This is a genomic window from Pseudomonas sp. IzPS59 (assembly GCF_014863505.1).
Classification (GTDB): domain Bacteria; phylum Pseudomonadota; class Gammaproteobacteria; order Pseudomonadales; family Pseudomonadaceae; genus Aquipseudomonas; species Aquipseudomonas kribbensis.
Genome location: NZ_CP062251.1, coordinates 5652484 through 5671852, shown reverse-complemented (window position 1 = coordinate 5671852; position 19369 = coordinate 5652484). Strand labels below are relative to the sequence as shown.

The 19369-nt window shown below is 55.7% G+C and carries 19 protein-coding genes; all 19 read left to right on the top strand.

Features of this window, described 5'->3' with window-relative positions; genetic code table 11:
- The first annotated feature begins 159 nt into the window (after window positions 1-159).
- The 19 genes from rplJ (at window position 160) to rpsQ (ending at window position 19350) form a co-directional block, all read left to right on the top strand.
- On the top strand, window positions 160-660 hold the full coding sequence (gene rplJ / locus IF189_RS25500) for a 50S ribosomal protein L10 (RefSeq protein ID WP_011336174.1): 501 nt from the start codon (window positions 160-162) through the stop codon (window positions 658-660).
- A gap of 79 nt (window positions 661-739) precedes the next feature.
- Window positions 740-1105, top strand: coding sequence for a 50S ribosomal protein L7/L12 (rplL, locus tag IF189_RS25495; protein ID WP_007957596.1), 366 nt, complete (start codon window positions 740-742; stop codon window positions 1103-1105).
- 220 nt (window positions 1106-1325) lie between these two features.
- A complete protein-coding gene (gene rpoB, locus IF189_RS25490) occupies window positions 1326-5399 on the top strand; it encodes a DNA-directed RNA polymerase subunit beta (protein ID WP_085712353.1) in 4074 nt (1357 codons plus the stop codon).
- 63 nt (window positions 5400-5462) lie between these two features.
- The gene (gene rpoC, locus IF189_RS25485; RefSeq protein ID WP_085712352.1) at window positions 5463-9662 is read left to right on the top strand and encodes a DNA-directed RNA polymerase subunit beta'; all 4200 of its coding nucleotides are present in this window, start codon (window positions 5463-5465) and stop codon (window positions 9660-9662) included.
- A 215-nt stretch (window positions 9663-9877) separates the two neighbouring features.
- A complete protein-coding gene (gene rpsL, locus IF189_RS25480) occupies window positions 9878-10249 on the top strand; it encodes a 30S ribosomal protein S12 (RefSeq protein WP_003186084.1) in 372 nt (123 codons plus the stop codon).
- Window positions 10250-10358: 109 nt separating this feature from the next.
- On the top strand, window positions 10359-10832 hold the full coding sequence (gene rpsG / locus IF189_RS25475; protein ID WP_007957592.1) for a 30S ribosomal protein S7: 474 nt from the start codon (window positions 10359-10361) through the stop codon (window positions 10830-10832).
- 30 nt (window positions 10833-10862) lie between these two features.
- Window positions 10863-12968, top strand: coding sequence for an elongation factor G (gene fusA, locus IF189_RS25470; RefSeq protein WP_085712351.1), 2106 nt, complete (start codon window positions 10863-10865; stop codon window positions 12966-12968).
- A gap of 31 nt (window positions 12969-12999) precedes the next feature.
- Window positions 13000-14193, top strand: coding sequence for an elongation factor Tu (tuf, locus tag IF189_RS25465; RefSeq protein ID WP_010220303.1), 1194 nt, complete (start codon window positions 13000-13002; stop codon window positions 14191-14193).
- A 157-nt stretch (window positions 14194-14350) separates the two neighbouring features.
- Window positions 14351-14662, top strand: a complete 312-nt coding sequence (gene rpsJ, locus IF189_RS25460; RefSeq protein ID WP_003186070.1) for a 30S ribosomal protein S10 — start codon at window positions 14351-14353, stop codon at window positions 14660-14662.
- An 80-nt stretch (window positions 14663-14742) separates the two neighbouring features.
- Window positions 14743-15378: a 50S ribosomal protein L3 gene (gene rplC / locus IF189_RS25455; RefSeq protein WP_007955641.1), complete on the top strand. Its 636-nt coding sequence runs from the start codon at window positions 14743-14745 to the stop codon at window positions 15376-15378.
- 12 nt (window positions 15379-15390) lie between these two features.
- Entirely contained in the window at window positions 15391-15993 is a 603-nt protein-coding gene (gene rplD / locus IF189_RS25450) for a 50S ribosomal protein L4 (protein ID WP_003228735.1), read from the top strand.
- Window positions 15990-16289: a 50S ribosomal protein L23 gene (gene rplW / locus IF189_RS25445; RefSeq protein WP_002555488.1), complete on the top strand. Its 300-nt coding sequence runs from the start codon at window positions 15990-15992 to the stop codon at window positions 16287-16289. The genes rplD and rplW overlap by 4 nt, the downstream gene beginning before the upstream one ends.
- Before the next feature lie 14 nt (window positions 16290-16303).
- A complete protein-coding gene (rplB, locus tag IF189_RS25440; RefSeq protein ID WP_016772943.1) occupies window positions 16304-17128 on the top strand; it encodes a 50S ribosomal protein L2 in 825 nt (274 codons plus the stop codon).
- Window positions 17129-17144: 16 nt separating this feature from the next.
- The gene (gene rpsS, locus IF189_RS25435; protein WP_011336172.1) at window positions 17145-17420 is read left to right on the top strand and encodes a 30S ribosomal protein S19; all 276 of its coding nucleotides are present in this window, start codon (window positions 17145-17147) and stop codon (window positions 17418-17420) included.
- An 11-nt stretch (window positions 17421-17431) separates the two neighbouring features.
- Window positions 17432-17764 carry a 50S ribosomal protein L22 gene (gene rplV / locus IF189_RS25430; RefSeq protein WP_003103908.1) on the top strand — a complete coding sequence of 111 codons (333 nt, stop codon included), beginning with the start codon at window positions 17432-17434 and terminating at the stop codon, window positions 17762-17764.
- Window positions 17765-17777: 13 nt separating this feature from the next.
- Window positions 17778-18464 (top strand): 30S ribosomal protein S3, encoded by a 687-nt coding sequence (gene rpsC / locus IF189_RS25425; RefSeq protein ID WP_085688068.1) that lies wholly within the window; start codon window positions 17778-17780, stop codon window positions 18462-18464.
- A 12-nt stretch (window positions 18465-18476) separates the two neighbouring features.
- Window positions 18477-18890 (top strand): 50S ribosomal protein L16, encoded by a 414-nt coding sequence (gene rplP / locus IF189_RS25420; RefSeq protein ID WP_003228729.1) that lies wholly within the window; start codon window positions 18477-18479, stop codon window positions 18888-18890.
- The gene (gene rpmC, locus IF189_RS25415; protein ID WP_002555481.1) at window positions 18890-19081 is read left to right on the top strand and encodes a 50S ribosomal protein L29; all 192 of its coding nucleotides are present in this window, start codon (window positions 18890-18892) and stop codon (window positions 19079-19081) included. The genes rplP and rpmC overlap by 1 nt, the downstream gene beginning before the upstream one ends.
- A gap of 2 nt (window positions 19082-19083) precedes the next feature.
- A complete protein-coding gene (gene rpsQ / locus IF189_RS25410) occupies window positions 19084-19350 on the top strand; it encodes a 30S ribosomal protein S17 (protein WP_003194644.1) in 267 nt (88 codons plus the stop codon).
- Window positions 19351-19369: the final 19 nt, after the last annotated feature.

Below are 19369 nucleotides of genomic sequence, written 5' to 3'. Positions count from 1 at the left end.
TGGGGTCCCTGCCTGGCGGGGGCTATCCAAGACCGTAGGCGACGCAAGTCTTAAACCTCAAGCCTACGCAGATGGTGCTCCCGGTTCCTTACCGAATCAGACACCAAAACGACATTCGGTTTCGATCGAATGAAACGGTAACAAGCAGGAGTTAAACCCGTGGCAATTAATCTCGAAGACAAGAAGGCCATCGTCGCTGAAGTCAACGAGGCTGCCAAAGTCGCTCTGTCCGCTGTCGTGGTTGATGCCCGTGGCGTAACAGTAGGCGCAATGACCGGACTCCGTAAAGAGGCTCGTGAAGCTGGCGTTTACGTACGTGTTGTACGTAACACCCTGCTCAAGCGCGCTGTTGCTGGCACTTCGTACGAAGTGCTGAACGACGCGTTCACCGGCCCGACCCTGATCGCATTCTCCAACGAACACCCGGGCGCTGCTGCTCGTCTGTTCAAGGAATTTGCCAAGGGTCAGGATAAGTTCGAGATCAAGGCAGCTTCGTTCGAGGGCAAGTTCCTCGCAGCGAATGAGATCGACGTGCTGGCAAGCCTGCCAACTCGCGACGAAGCTATTGCGAAACTGATGAGCGTGATTCAAGGCGCTACCAGCAAGCTGGCTCGTACTCTGGCGGCAATTCGCGATCAGAAAGAAGCTGCTGCAGCCTGAGGCTGAGCGTTTCCAATCTCGCGTATTTTTGTTTATTTCGACGGCCGTACAGGCTGTCCACCAAATCAGGAATTGAGTCATGTCTCTGACTAACGAACAAATCATCGAAGCAATCGGCCAGAAAACCGTTCTGGAAGTTGTTGAGCTGATCAAAGCAATGGAAGAAACCTTCGGCGTGACCGCTGCTGTTGCTGCTGCTGGTCCAGCTGCTGCTGCCGCTGTTGTTGAAGAGCAAACCGAGTTCAACGTTGTTCTGGTTGAAGCCGGCGAGAAGAAAGTAAACGTGATCAAGGCAGTTCGTGAACTGACCGGTCTGGGCCTGAAAGAAGCCAAAGAGAAAGTCGACGGCGCTCCTCAGGTTGTAGCTGAAGGCGTTTCGAAAGAAGCTGCTGAAGACGCTAAGAAGAAGCTGGAAGAAGCAGGCGCTAAAGTCGAGCTGAAGTAAGCATCGACTTTGCTCCTCCAGCCCGAGCGTCAAGCGACAGGCTGATGGCTGGTGGCTCTTGCCACCGGCCTTTTTCCGTTATTGGCAGCCGACTCGGTCGGTGCCGATAACGAGCTGTAACCATCCGATGTGATGGCGCAAACCATGGGGTTTGCACGATTTTCTGGCTGCTCCCGTCGGGAGGGGCCAAACAAGCAGGTGACCAAGCTGGGGAACGCTGATGGCTTACTCATATACTGAGAAAAAACGTATCCGCAAGGACTTTAGCAAGTTGCCGGACGTCATGGATGTGCCTTACCTCCTGGCCATCCAGCTGGATTCGTATCGTGAATTCTTGCAAGCGGGAGCGACTAAAGATCAGTTCCGCGACGTGGGCCTGCATGCGGCCTTCAAATCCGTTTTCCCGATCATCAGCTACTCCGGCAATGCTGCGCTGGAGTACGTCGGTTATCGCCTGGGCGAACCGGCATTTGATGTCAAAGAATGCGTATTGCGCGGTGTAACTTTCGCCGTACCTTTGCGGGTAAAAGTGCGCCTGATCATTTTCGACAAAGAATCGTCGAACAAAGCGATCAAGGACATCAAAGAGCAAGAAGTCTACATGGGTGAAATCCCCCTGATGACTGAGAACGGTACCTTCGTAATCAACGGTACCGAGCGTGTGATCGTTTCCCAGTTGCACCGCTCCCCGGGCGTGTTCTTCGACCACGACCGTGGCAAGACGCACAGCTCCGGCAAACTGCTGTACTCCGCACGCATCATTCCTTACCGCGGTTCCTGGCTGGACTTCGAGTTCGACCCGAAGGACTGCGTATTCGTACGTATCGACCGTCGTCGCAAGCTGCCGGCCTCGGTACTGCTGCGCGCGCTCGGCTATACCACCGAAGAAGTGCTGGACGCTTTCTACACCACCAACGTATTCCACGTTAAGGGCGAGACCCTGAGCCTGGAACTGGTACCTCAGCGTCTGCGCGGTGAAGTTGCTGTTCTCGATATTCAGGATGACAAAGGCAAGGTAATTGTCGAGCAGGGTCGTCGTATCACTGCCCGTCACATCAACCAGCTGGAAAAAGCCGGGATCAAAGAGCTGGACGTGCCTCTGGACTATGTCCTGGGTCGCACCACCGCCAAGGTCATCGTGCATCCGGCAACCGGCGAAATCCTGGCGGAGTGCAACACCGAGCTGACGACCGAAGTCCTGGCAAAAGTCGCCAAGGCCGGCGTCGTTCGCATCGAAACTCTGTACACCAACGATATCGACTGCGGTCCGTTCGTCTCTGACACTCTGAAGATCGACTCCACCAGCAACCAATTGGAAGCGCTGGTCGAAATCTATCGCATGATGCGTCCAGGCGAGCCGCCAACCAAAGACGCTGCCGAAACCCTGTTCAACAACCTGTTCTTCAGCCCTGAGCGTTATGACCTGTCCGCGGTCGGCCGGATGAAGTTCAACCGTCGTATCGGTCGTACCGAGATCGAAGGTTCGGGCGTGTTGTGCAAGGAAGACATCGTCGCGGTACTGAAGACTCTGGTCGACATCCGTAACGGTAAAGGCATCGTCGATGACATCGACCACCTGGGTAACCGTCGTGTTCGCTGCGTAGGCGAGATGGCCGAGAACCAGTTCCGCGTTGGCCTGGTACGTGTTGAGCGTGCGGTCAAAGAGCGTCTGTCGATGGCTGAAAGCGAAGGCCTGATGCCGCAAGACCTGATCAACGCCAAGCCAGTGGCTGCGGCGGTGAAAGAGTTCTTCGGTTCCAGCCAGCTGTCGCAGTTCATGGACCAGAACAACCCGCTGTCCGAGATTACCCACAAGCGTCGTGTTTCCGCACTCGGCCCTGGTGGTCTGACTCGTGAGCGCGCGGGCTTCGAGGTTCGTGACGTACACCCGACTCACTACGGTCGTGTCTGCCCGATCGAAACGCCGGAAGGTCCGAACATCGGTCTGATCAACTCCCTGGCTGCTTACGCTCGCACCAACCAGTACGGCTTCCTCGAAAGCCCGTATCGTGTGGTGAAAGAGGGTGTGGTTACCGACGAGATCGTGTTCCTGTCCGCTATTGAAGAAGCCGATCACGTGATCGCGCAGGCTTCGGCGACCATGAACGACCAGAAAGTCCTGATCGACGAACTGGTAGCCGTACGTCACCTGAACGAATTCACCGTCAAGGCGCCTGAAGAAGTCACCCTGATGGACGTTTCGCCGAAGCAGGTAGTTTCGGTTGCAGCGTCGCTGATTCCGTTCCTCGAGCACGACGACGCCAACCGTGCGTTGATGGGTTCGAACATGCAGCGTCAGGCTGTACCAACCCTGCGTGCCGACAAGCCGCTGGTAGGTACCGGCATGGAGCGTAACGTGGCTCGCGACTCCGGCGTTTGCGTCGTGGCTCGTCGCGGCGGCGTGATCGACTCCGTTGATGCCAGCCGTATCGTGGTTCGTGTTGCCGATGACGAAGTTGAAACCGGTGAAGCCGGTGTCGACATCTACAACCTGACCAAATACACCCGTTCGAACCAGAACACCTGCATCAACCAGCGTCCGCTGGTGAGCAAGGGCGATCGCGTTCAGCGTAGCGACATCATGGCCGACGGTCCGTCCACCGACATGGGTGAACTGGCTCTGGGTCAGAACATGCGCATCGCGTTCATGGCATGGAACGGCTTCAACTTCGAAGACTCCATCTGCCTGTCCGAGCGTGTGGTTCAGGAAGATCGCTTCACCACGATCCACATTCAGGAACTGACCTGCGTGGCCCGTGACACCAAGCTTGGCCCAGAGGAAATCACTGCGGACATCCCGAACGTGGGTGAAGCTGCACTGAACAAGCTGGACGAAGCCGGTATCGTTTACGTAGGTGCTGAAGTTGGCGCAGGCGACATCCTGGTTGGTAAGGTCACTCCGAAAGGCGAGACCCAGCTGACTCCGGAAGAAAAACTGCTGCGCGCGATCTTCGGTGAAAAAGCCAGCGACGTTAAAGACACTTCCCTGCGTGTACCTACCGGTACCAAAGGTACTGTCATCGACGTGCAGGTCTTCACTCGTGACGGCGTTGAGCGTGATGCTCGTGCCCTGTCGATCGAGAAGACCCAACTGGACGAGATCCGCAAGGATCTGAACGAAGAGTTCCGCATCGTTGAAGGCGCGACCTTCGAACGTCTGCGTTCCGCTCTGGTAGGCCACAAGGCTGAAGGCGGCGCGGGCCTGAAGAAAGGTCAGGACATCACCGACGAAGTACTCGACGGTCTTGAGCATGGTCAGTGGTTCAAACTGCGCATGGCTGAAGATGCTCTGAACGAGCAGCTCGAGAAGGCTCAGGCCTACATCGTTGATCGTCGCCGTCTGCTGGACGACAAGTTCGAAGACAAGAAGCGCAAACTGCAGCAGGGCGATGACCTGGCTCCAGGCGTGCTGAAGATCGTCAAGGTTTACCTGGCAATCCGTCGTCGCATCCAGCCGGGCGACAAGATGGCCGGTCGTCACGGTAACAAGGGTGTGGTCTCCGTGATCATGCCGGTTGAAGACATGCCGCACGATGCCAATGGCACCCCGGTCGACGTGGTCCTCAACCCGCTGGGCGTACCTTCGCGTATGAACGTTGGTCAGATCCTTGAAACCCACCTGGGCCTCGCGGCCAAAGGTCTGGGCGAGAAGATCAACCGGATGGTCGAAGAGCAGCGTAAAGTCGCTGAGCTGCGTACCTTCCTGGACGAGATCTACAACCAGATCGGCGGTCGTAACGAAGATCTGGACAGTTTCTCCGATCAGGAAATTCTGGATCTGGCGAAGAACCTGCGTGGCGGTGTTCCAATGGCCACTCCAGTGTTCGACGGTGCCAAGGAAAGCGAAATCAAGGCCATGCTGAAACTGGCGGACCTGCCAGAAAGCGGCCAGATGCAGCTGACCGACGGCCGTACCGGCAACAAGTTCGAGCGTCCAGTTACCGTTGGCTACATGTACATGCTGAAGCTGAACCACTTGGTAGACGACAAGATGCACGCGCGTTCTACCGGTTCGTACAGCCTGGTTACCCAGCAGCCGCTGGGTGGTAAGGCGCAGTTCGGTGGTCAGCGTTTCGGGGAGATGGAGGTCTGGGCACTGGAAGCATACGGTGCTGCTTACACTCTGCAAGAAATGCTCACAGTGAAGTCGGACGATGTGAACGGCCGGACCAAGATGTACAAAAACATCGTGGACGGCGATCACCGTATGGAGCCGGGCATGCCCGAGTCCTTCAACGTGTTGATCAAGGAAATTCGTTCCCTCGGCATCGATATCGATCTGGAAACCGAATAACACGTGACGCGATCGAGAGCGGGGCAGGATTGCCCGCTCTCTGCTCCGCCAGGAGGAAAGGCCTTGAAAGACCTACTGAATTTGCTGAAAAACCAGGGTCAAGTCGAAGAGTTCGACGCCATCCGTATCGGATTGGCCTCGCCTGAGATGATCCGCTCGTGGTCGTTCGGTGAAGTTAAAAAGCCGGAAACCATCAACTACCGTACGTTCAAACCTGAGCGTGACGGTCTGTTCTGCGCCAAGATCTTTGGCCCGGTAAAGGATTACGAGTGCCTGTGCGGTAAGTACAAGCGCTTGAAGCATCGTGGTGTTATCTGCGAGAAGTGCGGCGTTGAAGTTGCACTGGCCAAGGTTCGTCGTGAGCGCATGGCGCACATCGAACTGGCTTCGCCGGTTGCCCACATCTGGTTCCTGAAATCGCTGCCGTCCCGTATCGGCCTGCTGATGGACATGACCCTGCGTGATATCGAACGCGTTCTCTACTTCGAGAGCTATGTCGTTATCGATCCAGGCATGACCACTCTTGAAAAAGGTCAGCTGCTGAACGACGAGCAGTACTTCGAAGCGCTGGAAGAGTTCGGTGACGATTTCGACGCCCGCATGGGTGCTGAAGCTGTCCGTGAACTGCTGCACGCTATCGACCTGGAGCACGAGATTGGCCGTCTGCGTGAAGAAATTCCGCAAACCAACTCCGAAACCAAGATCAAGAAGCTGTCCAAGCGTCTGAAGTTGATGGAAGCCTTCCAGGGTTCCGGCAACCTGCCAGAGTGGATGGTGCTGACCGTTCTGCCGGTTCTGCCGCCAGATCTGCGTCCACTGGTCCCGCTGGATGGCGGTCGTTTCGCGACTTCCGACCTCAACGATCTGTATCGTCGAGTGATCAACCGTAACAACCGTTTGAAGCGCCTGCTGGATCTGTCCGCTCCGGACATCATCGTGCGCAACGAAAAGCGTATGTTGCAGGAAGCTGTCGATGCACTGCTCGACAACGGTCGTCGTGGCCGCGCTATCACCGGTTCGAACAAGCGTCCTTTGAAATCCCTGGCTGACATGATCAAGGGTAAGCAAGGTCGTTTCCGTCAGAACTTGCTCGGTAAGCGTGTTGACTACTCCGGTCGTTCGGTAATTACCGTAGGTCCGACCCTGCGTCTGCACCAGTGCGGTCTGCCGAAGAAGATGGCTCTCGAGCTGTTCAAGCCGTTCATTTTCGGCAAGCTGGAAATGCGTGGTCTGGCGACCACCATCAAAGCGGCCAAGAAAATGGTCGAGCGCGAGCTGCCGGAAGTTTGGGACGTTCTCGCTGAAGTGATTCGCGAACACCCGGTTCTTCTCAACCGTGCACCGACCCTTCACCGTTTGGGTATCCAAGCGTTTGAACCGGTACTGATCGAAGGTAAGGCTATCCAGCTGCACCCTCTGGTCTGTGCTGCGTACAACGCCGACTTCGACGGCGACCAAATGGCCGTGCACGTACCGCTGACGCTGGAAGCCCAGCTCGAAGCGCGTGCGTTGATGATGTCGACCAACAACATTCTGTCGCCAGCCAACGGTGAGCCAATCATCGTTCCGTCGCAGGACGTTGTATTGGGTCTGTACTACATGACTCGTGAAGCGATCAACGCCAAGGGCGAAGGTCGTGTGTTCGCGGATCTGCAGGAAGTTGACCGTGTGTTCCGTGCCGGCGAAGCCGCACTGCACGCCAAGATCAAGGTTCGTATCAACGAAACCGTGAACGATCGTGACGGCAACAGCGTGAACAACACTCGTATCGTCGACACCACTGTCGGCCGTGCGCTGCTGTTCCAGGTTGTGCCAAAAGGTCTGTCGTTCGACGTCGTCAACCTGCCGATGAAGAAAAAGGCGATCTCCAAGCTGATCAACCAGTGCTACCGCGTGGTTGGTCTGAAAGAGACCGTGATCTTCGCTGACCAGTTGATGTACACCGGTTTTGCCTACTCGACAATTTCCGGCGTTTCCATCGGTGTTAACGACTTCGTTATCCCGGATGAAAAAGCCCGCATCATCGGTGCTGCCACCGACGAAGTGAAAGAGATCGAGAGCCAGTACGCGTCCGGCCTGGTAACCCAGGGCGAGAAGTACAACAAAGTGATCGACCTTTGGTCGAAAGCGAACGACGAAGTCTCCAAGGCGATGATGGCCAACCTCTCGAAAGAGAAAGTCATCGACCGTCACGGCGACGAAGTCGAGCAGGAATCGTTCAACTCGATGTACATGATGGCCGACTCGGGTGCGCGGGGTTCCGCAGCACAGATTCGTCAGCTGGCCGGTATGCGTGGTCTGATGGCCAAGCCGGACGGTTCCATCATCGAAACGCCAATTACCGCGAACTTCCGTGAAGGTCTGAGCGTACTCCAGTACTTCATCTCGACTCACGGTGCTCGTAAGGGTCTGGCGGATACCGCGTTGAAGACTGCGAACTCCGGTTACCTGACTCGTCGTCTGGTAGACGTGGCGCAGGATCTGGTCGTGACCGAGATCGATTGCGGCACCGAGCACGGCCTGGTAATGACTCCGCACATTGAAGGCGGTGACGTTGTAGAGCCGCTGGGTGAGCGCGTATTGGGTCGTGTCATTGCCCGGGACGTATTCAAGCCGGGTACCGAGGACGTCATCGTTCCTGCCGGCACTCTGGTAGACGAGAAGTGGGTCGAGTTCATCGAGCTGAACAGCATCGACGAAGTGATCGTGCGTTCGCCGATCAGCTGCGAAACCCGCTACGGCATCTGCGCCAAGTGCTACGGCCGTGACCTGGCTCGTGGTCACCAGGTGAACATCGGTGAGTCGGTCGGCGTAATCGCTGCCCAGTCCATCGGTGAGCCGGGTACCCAGCTGACGATGCGTACGTTCCACATCGGTGGTGCGGCAAGCCGTACTTCCGCAGCCGACAGCGTTCAGGTGAAGAACGGCGGTACCGTTCGTCTGCACAACCTGAAGCACGTTGAGCGTGTGGATGGCAACCTGGTTGCCGTGTCCCGTTCCGGTGAGCTGGCGATTGCTGACGACTTCGGTCGTGAGCGCGAGCGTTACAAGCTGCCGTACGGTGCTGTGATTTCGGTTAAAGAAGGTGACAAGGTCGACGCTGGCGCCATCGTGGCCAAGTGGGATCCGCACACTCACCCGATCGTTACCGAAATGAAAGGTACCGTGACCTACGTGGGCATGGAAGAAGGCATCACGATCAAGCGTCAGACTGACGAATTGACCGGTATGACCAACATTGAAGTACTTGATCCGAAAGATCGTCCGGCTGCCGGCAAGGACATTCGTCCTGCTGTGAAGATGGTCGATGACAACGGCAAGGATCTGTTGCTGCCAGGCACTGACGTTATCGCTCAGTACTTCCTGCCAGCCAACGCCCTGGTCGGTGTTGCGGACGGTGCGAAGATTGCGATCGGTGATGTTATCGCTCGTATCCCGCAGGAAACTTCGAAGACCCGTGACATCACCGGTGGTCTGCCGCGTGTTGCCGACCTGTTCGAAGCCCGTCGTCCGAAAGAAGCGTCGATTCTGGCTGAAGTCAGCGGCACCATCGCGTTCGGTAAAGAGACCAAGGGCAAGCGCCGTCTGGTCATCACCCCGAACGACGGCAGCGATCCGTACGAAGAGCTGATTCCGAAGTGGCGTCACCTGAACGTGTTCGAAGGCGAACAGGTAAACCGCGGCGAAGTTATCTCCGACGGTCCGAGCGATCCGCACGACATCCTGCGTCTGCTGGGTGTGAGCGCGCTGGCCAAGTACATCGTTAACGAGATCCAGGACGTTTACCGTCTGCAGGGCGTGAAGATCAACGACAAGCACATCGAGACCATCCTGCGTCAGATGTTGCGTAAAGTTGAGATCTCCGAGTCCGGCGACTCCAGCTTCATCAAGGGCGACCAGATGGAACTGACTCACGTTCTGGTAGAGAACGAGCGTCTGAACGCGGAAGACAAGTTTGTCTCCAAGTTCACCCGCGTTCTGCTGGGTATCACCAAGGCGTCGTTGTCGACTGAATCGTTCATCTCGGCGGCTTCCTTCCAGGAAACCACCCGCGTACTGACCGAAGCGGCCGTAACCGGCAAGCGCGATTACCTGCGCGGCCTGAAAGAAAACGTGGTTGTGGGTCGTCTGATCCCGGCCGGTACCGGTCTGGCTTATCACAGCGAGCGCAAGCGTCGTCGTGATGCAGACAAGCCGTTGCGCGTTAGCGCCAGTGAAGTGGAAGCTGCACTGACCGAAGCGCTGAACTCGAGCGGTAACTGAGTTCTGCGATAAATGAGCTGAGGCCCTGATCTAACCGTTCATCGAATCGAGACAATTTGTCGAGGTTCGACGAGCGGGGAGGTCGGGGCCTTGCCTTGACTGGGGGCAAGATCCTCTTTAGACTCTTGATCCCCTAAATTTGGCGGGAATCCGTTCCTGCCATTTTGCTTTTCTTGCAAGACAATAGCGTCGCAAGACAACAGTGGAGCTAGTAGATGGCAACTATCAACCAGCTGGTACGTCAGCCGCGTAAGCGTATCGTCGAGAAATCCGACGTACCTGCGCTGCAGAACTGCCCGCAACGTCGTGGCGTGTGCACCCGTGTGTACACCACTACGCCGAAAAAACCTAACTCGGCACTGCGTAAAGTATGCCGTGTGCGTCTGACCAACGGTTTCGAGGTTTCCTCGTACATCGGTGGTGAAGGCCACAACCTGCAAGAGCACAGCGTGGTACTGATCCGCGGCGGTCGTGTAAAAGACTTGCCAGGTGTTCGTTACCACACCGTTCGCGGCTCCTTGGATACTTCCGGCGTTAAAGGCCGTAACCAGGGTCGTTCGAAGTACGGTACCAAGCGTCCGAAGTAATCGGCCGTTTTGCAGATTTTCATTTTATTGAGTCGATAAGAGTAAGGTCGGGCGCGAATCCTCAAGGATCTGTCCCGAACTAACCTGAAGACCGTTTGAGGGCTTATCAATGCCAAGACGTCGCGTAGCAGCAAAGCGTGAGATTCTGGACGATCCGAAATACGGAAGCCAAATCCTCGCCAAATTCATGAACCACGTTATGGAAAGCGGCAAGAAAGCCGTTGCCGAGCGTATCGTTTATGGTGCCCTGGAAACCGTTGCGGCTCGCAAGACCGGCACCGATCCCCTGGAACTCTTCGAAAAAGCACTCGACGCCATCGCTCCGCTGGTCGAAGTGAAGTCGCGCCGCGTTGGTGGTGCTACTTACCAGGTTCCGGTCGAAGTTCGTCCGTCCCGTCGTAACGCTCTGGCAATGCGCTGGTTGGTAGACTTCGCCCGCAAGCGTGGCGAGAAGTCTATGGCTCTGCGCTTGGCTGGCGAGCTGCTGGATGCTGCTGAAGGTAAAGGTGCTGCTGTTAAGAAGCGTGAAGACGTGCACCGTATGGCCGAAGCTAACAAAGCTTTCTCGCACTACCGCTTCTAATTTTAGCTTCACTAATTTTGCGAGGGCTTTATGGCTCGTACTACTCCGATTAGTCGCTACCGTAACATCGGTATCGTCGCTCACGTGGATGCTGGTAAAACCACCACCACCGAGCGCGTCCTTTTTTACACTGGCAAAAGTCACAAAATGGGCGAGGTGCATGACGGCGCCGCGACCACGGACTGGATGGTTCAGGAGCAGGAGCGTGGTATTACCATTACTTCTGCTGCCATTACCGCCTTCTGGAAAGGTTCCGAGAAGCAGTACCCGCACGAGCATCGCTTCAACGTAATCGATACCCCGGGTCACGTAGACTTCACCATTGAAGTAGAACGTTCCCTGCGCGTACTCGACGGCGCTGTCGTTGTATTCTGCGGTACTTCGGGTGTTGAGCCTCAGTCGGAAACCGTATGGCGTCAAGCCAACAAATACGGCGTTCCACGTCTTGTTTACGTAAACAAGATGGACCGTGCTGGTGCCAACTTCCTGCGCGTGATCGGTCAGATCAAACAGCGTCTGGGTCACACTCCGGTGCCGATCCAGCTGGCTATCGGTTCGGAAGACAACTTCCAGGGCCAGATCGACCTGATCAACATGCAAGCTGTTTACTGGAACGACTCTGACAAGGGTATGGTTCCTGTTCGCAAGGAAATCCCTGCGGACATGCTCGAGCTGGCCACTGAATGGCGCAGCAACATGGTTGAAGCTGCGGCTGAAGCCAGTGAAGAGCTGATGAACAAGTACCTGGAAGGTGAAGAGCTGTCGATCGCCGAGATCAAGGCCGCTCTGCGTCAGCGTACTATCGCTGGCGAAATCGTTCTGGCTGTTTGCGGTTCGTCCTTCAAGAACAAGGGTGTTCCCCTGGTTCTCGACGCCGTTATCGACTTCCTGCCTGCTCCGACCGACATTCCTGCTATCAAGGGTTCCAACCCTGATAACGAGGAAGAAGAGATGGAGCGTCATGCAAGCGACGACGAGCCGTTCGCGGCTTTGGCGTTCAAGATCGCTACCGACCCATTCGTGGGTACTCTGACCTTCGTCCGCGTTTACTCGGGCGTGTTGAACTCCGGCGACGGCGTGATCAACTCGGTCAAAGGCAAGAAAGAGCGCGTGGGTCGTATGGTGCAAATGCACGCAAACGCCCGTGAAGAGATCAAGGAAGTACGTGCTGGCGACATCGCGGCCCTGATCGGCATGAAGGACGTCACCACTGGTGAAACCCTCTGCAACGCTGACAAGCCAATCATCCTGGTTCGCATGGACTTCCCGGAGCCGGTTATTTCGGTTGCCGTAGAGCCTAAGACCAAGGATGACCAGGAAAAAATGGGTATCGCTCTGGGCAAACTGGCTCAGGAAGACCCGTCTTTCCGCGTTAAAACTGATGAAGAGACTGGTCAAACGATCATCTCCGGCATGGGCGAGCTGCACCTGGACATCCTGGTTGACCGGATGCGCCGTGAGTTCAACGTCGAAGCCAACATCGGCAAGCCTCAAGTTTCGTACCGTGAGCGCATCACGAAGAACTGCGAAATCGAAGGCAAGTTCGTTCGTCAGTCCGGCGGTCGTGGCCAGTTCGGTCACTGCTGGATTCGCTTTGCTCCTGCTGACGAAGGTCAGGAAGGTCTGCAATTCCTGAACGAAGTAGTAGGTGGTGTGGTTCCTAAGGAATACATCCCGGCTATCCAGAAGGGTATCGAAGAGCAGATGAAGAACGGCGTTGTTGCCGGCTATCCGCTGATCGGCCTGAAGGCTACCGTGTTCGATGGTTCTTACCACGACGTCGACTCCAACGAGATGGCGTTTAAAGTGGCTGCTTCCATGGCGACCAAGCAACTGGCCCAGAAGGGTGGTGGTGAGTTGCTCGAGCCGATCATGGCGGTAGAGGTTGTTACGCCTGAAGACTATATGGGTGACGTGATGGGCGACCTTAACCGTCGTCGCGGCATGATCCAGGGTATGGAAGACACAGTGTCCGGCAAGGTTATCCGTGCCGAAGTTCCACTGGGTGAGATGTTCGGTTATGCGACCGACGTTCGTTCCATGTCTCAGGGTCGCGCAAGCTACTCTATGGAATTCAAAAAATACGATACGGCTCCGTCGCACATCGTCGAATCCGTTACCAAAAAACAAGGCTGATTCAGCCCCTTTAGGCTAGGAGTTAATTGTCGTGGCTAAAGAAAAATTTGATCGTTCCCTACCGCACGTAAACGTTGGCACCATCGGTCACGTTGACCACGGTAAAACCACTCTGACCGCTGCTCTGACTCGCGTCTGCTCCGAAGTTTTCGGTTCGGCCGTAGTTGAATTCGACAAGATCGACAGCGCTCCAGAAGAAAAAGCTCGCGGTATCACCATCAACACCGCGCACGTTGAGTACAACTCGAACATTCGTCACTACGCTCACGTTGACTGCCCAGGTCACGCTGACTACGTGAAGAACATGATCACCGGTGCTGCCCAGATGGACGGCGCGATCCTGGTTTGCTCGGCTGCTGATGGTCCGATGCCACAAACTCGTGAGCACATCCTGCTGTCCCGTCAGGTAGGCGTTCCGTACATCGTGGTTTTCCTGAACAAGGCTGACCTGGTAGACGACGCAGAGCTGCTGGAACTGGTTGAGATGGAAGTTCGCGACCTGCTGTCCACCTACGACTTCCCAGGCGACGACACTCCGATCATCATCGGTTCGGCTCGTATGGCTCTGGAAGGCAAAGACGACAACGAAATGGGCACCACCGCTGTCAAGAAGCTGGTGGAAACTCTGGACAGCTACATCCCAGAGCCAGAGCGTGCTATCGACAAGCCATTCCTGATGCCAATCGAAGACGTGTTCTCGATCTCGGGTCGTGGCACCGTGGTAACTGGTCGTATCGAGCGCGGTATCGTTCGCGTTCAGGACGCCCTGGAAATCGTTGGTCTGCGTGACACCACCACCACCACCTGCACCGGTGTTGAGATGTTCCGCAAGCTGCTGGACGAAGGTCGTGCTGGCGAGAACTGCGGCGTTCTGCTGCGTGGCACCAAGCGTGACGACGTTGAGCGTGGTCAGGTTCTGGTTAAGCCGGGTTCGGTTAAGCCGCACACCAAGTTCACTGCAGAAGTTTACGTTCTGAGCAAGGAAGAAGGCGGTCGTCACACTCCGTTCTTCAAAGGCTACCGTCCACAGTTCTACTTCCGTACTACTGACGTGACTGGTAACTGCGAGCTGCCAGAAGGCGTTGAAATGGTAATGCCAGGTGACAACATTCAGATGACTGTTACCCTGATCAAAACCATCGCGATGGAAGATGGTCTGCGTTTCGCTATCCGTGAAGGCGGTCGTACCGTCGGCGCTGGCGTCGTAGCCAAAATCATCGAGTAATCTCTTTTTTGAGATGGCTTCGATGAGTTGAAAAAGCCCCCGCTTAGCGGGGGCTTTTTTATTGGGTTGACACCTATCTGGGGCGTCTATAGAATTGCGCCTCCTTTTAACGGGCGTATTGCGCCCGGTGGGAATAGCAGCCGGAGTCTGAAATCCAATGCAAAATCAGCAAATCCGTATCAGGTTGAAGGCTTTTGACCATCGCCTGATCGACCAATCAACCCAGGAAATCGTGGAAACCGCGAAACGTACTGGTGCTCAAGTGCGTGGTCCAATTCCACTGCCTACCCGTAAAGAGCGGTTCACCGTTCTGGTTTCCCCGCACGTCAACAAAGACGCGCGTGACCAGTACGAAATCCGCACTCATAAGCGCGTTCTGGACATCGTCCAGCCAACGGATAAAACCGTTGATGCTCTTATGAAGCTTGATCTTGCGGCCGGTGTGGAAGTGCAGATCAGCCTCGGCTAAGACTCGGTCTTGGTCGTGTAACGCTCTGAAATGGGCGGCCATAGCGGGTGAAAGCCCCGTACACTCATGAGGTTTACAACATGACTATTGGTGTAGTCGGTCGTAAAGCGGGTATGACCCGTATTTTCACCGAAGAAGGTGTCTCCATTCCGGTCACGGTCATTGAGATCGAGCCGAATCGCGTCACCCAGTTCAAAACTGAAGAAACCGATGGCTATCGTGCAGTGCAAGTCACTGTCGGCGAGCGTCGTGCTTCCCGTGTTACAGCTGCTCAGGCTGGCCACTTCGCCAAGGCGAACGTTGCCGCTGGTCGTACCGTAATGGAATTCCGCCTTGAAGAAGGCGAGTACCAGGCCGGCGATCTGATCAACGCTGAAATCTTCGCTGCTGGTCAACTGGTTGATGTAACCGGTCAGTCCAAAGGTAAAGGCTTCCAGGGTACGATCAAGCGTTGGAACTTCCGCGGGCAAGATAACACCCACGGTAACTCCGTATCCCACCGCGTCCCAGGCTCTATCGGCCAGTGCCAGACTCCTGGTCGTGTATTCAAGGGCAAAAAAATGTCCGGTCATATGGGCGCTGAGCGCGTGACCGTGCAGTCCCTGGAAGTAGTGCGCGTGGACGCTGAACGCAATCTGTTGTTGGTCAAGGGTGCTGTTCCTGGCGCTACTGGCGGCAACCTGGTTGTACGTCCAGCAGCCAAGGCTCGCGGTTAAGGGGAAGCTGACATGCAATTAAATGTAAATGACGCTCAAGCGATCGAAGTTTCCGAACTGACATTTGGCGGCGAGTTCAACGAGACGCTGGTTCACCAAGCAGTCGTGGCCTACATGGCTGGCGGCCGTCAAGGTAGCAAGCAGCAAAAGACCCGTTCCGACGTTCGTGGTGGCGGTAAGCGCCCATGGCGTCAGAAAGGTACTGGCCGTGCTCGTGCCGGTACTATCCGTAGCCCAATCTGGCGCGGCGGCGGCACCACTTTCGCAGCTCGTCCACAGGATCACTCCCAGAAGCTGAACAAGAAGATGTACCGCGCAGCAATGCGTTCCATCCTTGCTGAGCTGGTGCGTACTGATCGTCTGGTCGTGGTTCAGGATTTCGCAGTTGAAACTCCGAAAACCAAAGACCTGCTGGGCAAACTGAACAACATGAGCCTGACCGACGTTCTGATCGTGTCTGACGCTGTTGATCAGAACCTGTACCTGGCTGCTCGCAACCTGCCACACGTAGATGTACGTGACGTGCAAGGTTCCGATCCAGTTAGTCTGATCGCATACGACAAGGTGTTGATCACCGTGTCGGCCGTGAAGAAATTCGAGGAGCTGCTGGGATGAACCAGGAACGCGTATTTAAAGTTCTGCTTGGCCCGCACGTTTCCGAGAAGGCTACGGTTCTGGCAGACAAGAAAGGCCAGTTCGTTTTCAAGGTTGCTACTGATGCAACCAAGCTGGAAATCAAGAAGGCCGTCGAAAGCCTGTTCAGCGTGAAAGTTGAGCGTGTTACTACCCTGAACGTTCTGGGTAAGAGCAAGCGCACCGCTCGCGGTCTGGGCAAGCGTAATGACTGGAAGAAGGCAGTTATCTCCCTTCAGCCAGGCCAAGATCTCGATTTCAGCAGCAGTGCTGAGTAAGGAAGGGGTGCATCATGGCAATCGTTAAATGCAAACCGACTTCCCCTGGCCGCCGTTTTGTGGTCAAGGTGGTCAACCAGGAGCTGCATAAAGGCGCTCCTCACGCACCGCTGCTCGAGAAAAAATCGAAGTCTGGTGGTCGTAACAACAATGGCCGCATTACCACTCGTCACATCGGTGGTGGTCATAAGCAGCATTACCGTATGGTCGATTTTCGTCGCAACGACAAAGATGGCATCGTCGCCACTGTCGAGCGTATCGAATACGATCCAAACCGTACTGCTCACATCGCACTGCTGTGCTACGCAGACGGCGAGCGCCGCTACATCATCGCCCCTAAAGGCGTGAGTGCTGGCGACCAGCTGATCGCAGGCGCTCTGGCTCCAATCAAGCCAGGCAACGCTCTGCAACTGCGCAACATTCCAGTCGGTTCTACCGTACACGGCATCGAACTGAAGCCAGGTAAAGGCGCACAGATCGCTCGTTCCGCTGGTGCTTCGGCTCAGCTGATCGCTCGTGAAGGTGTGTACGTTACCCTGCGTCTGCGTTCCGGTGAAATGCGTAAAGTGCTGGCTGAGTGCCGTGCGACCCTGGGCGAAGTCTCGAACTCCGAGCACAGCCTGCGTTCGCTGGGTAAAGCTGGTGCCAAGCGCTGGCGTGGCGTTCGCCCAACCGTTCGTGGTGTTGCCATGAACCCGGTTGACCACCCACATGGTGGTGGTGAAGGTCGTACCTCTGGTGGTCGTCATCCGGTATCGCCATGGGGCTTCCCGACTAAGGGCGCGAAGACTCGTGGTAATAAGCGTACCGACAAAATGATCGTCCGTCGTCGCAAGTAAATAGAGGGATACGACAGTGCCACGTTCTCTGAAAAAAGGTCCTTTTATTGATCTTCACCTACTGAAGAAGATCGAAGTGGCGGCGGAAAAGAACGATCGCAAACCAATTAAGACTTGGTCGCGCCGTTCGATGATCCTGCCACAAATGGTCGGTCTGACCATCGCAGTACACAACGGTCGTCAGCACGTCCCAGTTCTCGTTAACGAAGACATGGTCGGCCACAAACTGGGCGAGTTCGCCGGTACCCGCAACTATCGCGGGCACGTGGCAGACAAGAAAGCCAAGCGTTAAGGGGTAAGGAAATGGAAGTAGCCGCTAAGTTGTCGGGCGCTCGAATCTCCGCCCAGAAAGCCCGCTTGGTCGCCGACCAGATCCGCGGGAAGAAGGTGGGCGAAGCGCTCAACCTGTTGGCTTTCAGCAGTAAGAAAGCCGCCGAGATCATGAAAAAAGTGCTGGAGTCGGCCGTAGCCAACGCCGAGCATAACGAAGGCGCAGACGTTGATGACCTGAAGGTCAGCACCGTTTTCGTCAACGAAGGGCGTTCGCTGAAGCGCATCATGCCACGTGCCAAAGGCCGTGCTGATCGCATCGTCAAGCGGTCTTGCCATATCACTGTCAAGGTTGCTGACAAGTAACGGAGTCGAAGAGATGGGTCAGAAAGTACATCCCATTGGCATTCGCCTGGGAATCGTCAAGGAGCACACCTCCGTCTGGTACGCAGACGGTCGGACTTATGCGGACTATTTGCTCGCAGATCTGAAGGTGCGTGAGTATCTCCAAGACAAACTAAAAAGCGCGTCCGTAAGCCGTATCGATATCCATCGTCCGGCTCAAACTGCACGCATCACCATCCACACCGCTCGTCCAGGTATCGTTATCGGGAAGAAAGGTGAGGATGTTGAAAAACTGCGTCAGGACCTGACCAAGCAAATGGGTGTGCCTGTGCACATCAATATCGAAGAGATCCGCAAGCCGGAACTCGACGGTATGCTGGTTGCCCAGAGCGTAGCTCAGCAGCTGGAGCGTCGTGTGATGTTCCGTCGCGCCATGAAGCGCGCCGTACAGAACGCCATGCGCATTGGTGCCAAAGGCATCAAAATCCAAGTGAGCGGTCGTCTCGGCGGTGCTGAAATCGCACGTACTGAATGGTATCGCGAAGGTCGTGTGCCACTGCACACCCTGCGTGCCGATATCGACTATGCCACCTACGAAGCTCACACCACTTACGGTGTGATCGGTGTAAAGGTTTGGATCTTCAAAGGCGAAGTAATTGGTGGTCGCCAAGAAGAACTGAAACCACAAGCACCAGCGCCTCGTAAAAAAGCTGCTAAGTAAGGGGTACGCCAAATGTTGCAACCAAAGCGTACGAAGTTCCGCAAGCAGATGACCGGCCACAACCGTGGTCTGGCACTGCGCGGTAGCAAAGTCAGCTTCGGCGAGTTCGCGCTGAAGTCTGTTGCTCGTGGTCGTCTCACCGCTCGTCAGATCGAGTCAGCGCGTCGTGCTCTGACCCGTCACGTAAAACGTGGTGGCAAGATCTGGATCCGTGTATTCCCGGACAAGCCGATCTCCAAGAAACCTCTCGAGGTTCGTATGGGTAAAGGTAAGGGTAACGTGGAATACTGGGTTGCCCAGATTCAGCCAGGCAAAGTCCTGTATGAAATCGAGGGTGTTTCTGAAGAGCTGGCGCGTGAGGCTTTCGCCCTGGCTGCTGCAAAGCTGCCGCTCGCCACCTCCTTTGTTAAACGGACGGTGATGTGATGAAAGCGAATGAACTTCGTGAAAAATCCGCACAGCAGCTGAACGAGCAACTGCTCGGCTTGCTGCGCGACCAGTTCAATCTGCGCATGCAGAAAGCAACTGGCCAGTTGGGGCAGTCTCATCTGCTCTCGCAAGTTAAGCGTGACATCGCTCGCGTGAAGACTGTGCTCAACCAGCAGGCAGGTAAGTGATCATGGCTGAAGCCGAAAAAACTGTCCGTACGCTGACTGGCCGTGTTGTCAGCGACAAGATGGACAAAACCATCACCGTTCTGATCGAGCGTCGCGTTAAGCACCCGATCTACGGTAAATACGTTAAGCGTTCGACTAAGCTGCACGCGCACGACGAAACCAATCAGTGCCACATCGGCGACAAAGTCACTATTCGTGAAACTCGTCCGATGGCCAAGACCAAGTCTTGGGCGCTGGTTGATGTTCTCGAACGCGCTGTGGAAGTCTAAGGGCTAGGGGTCGGAGAAA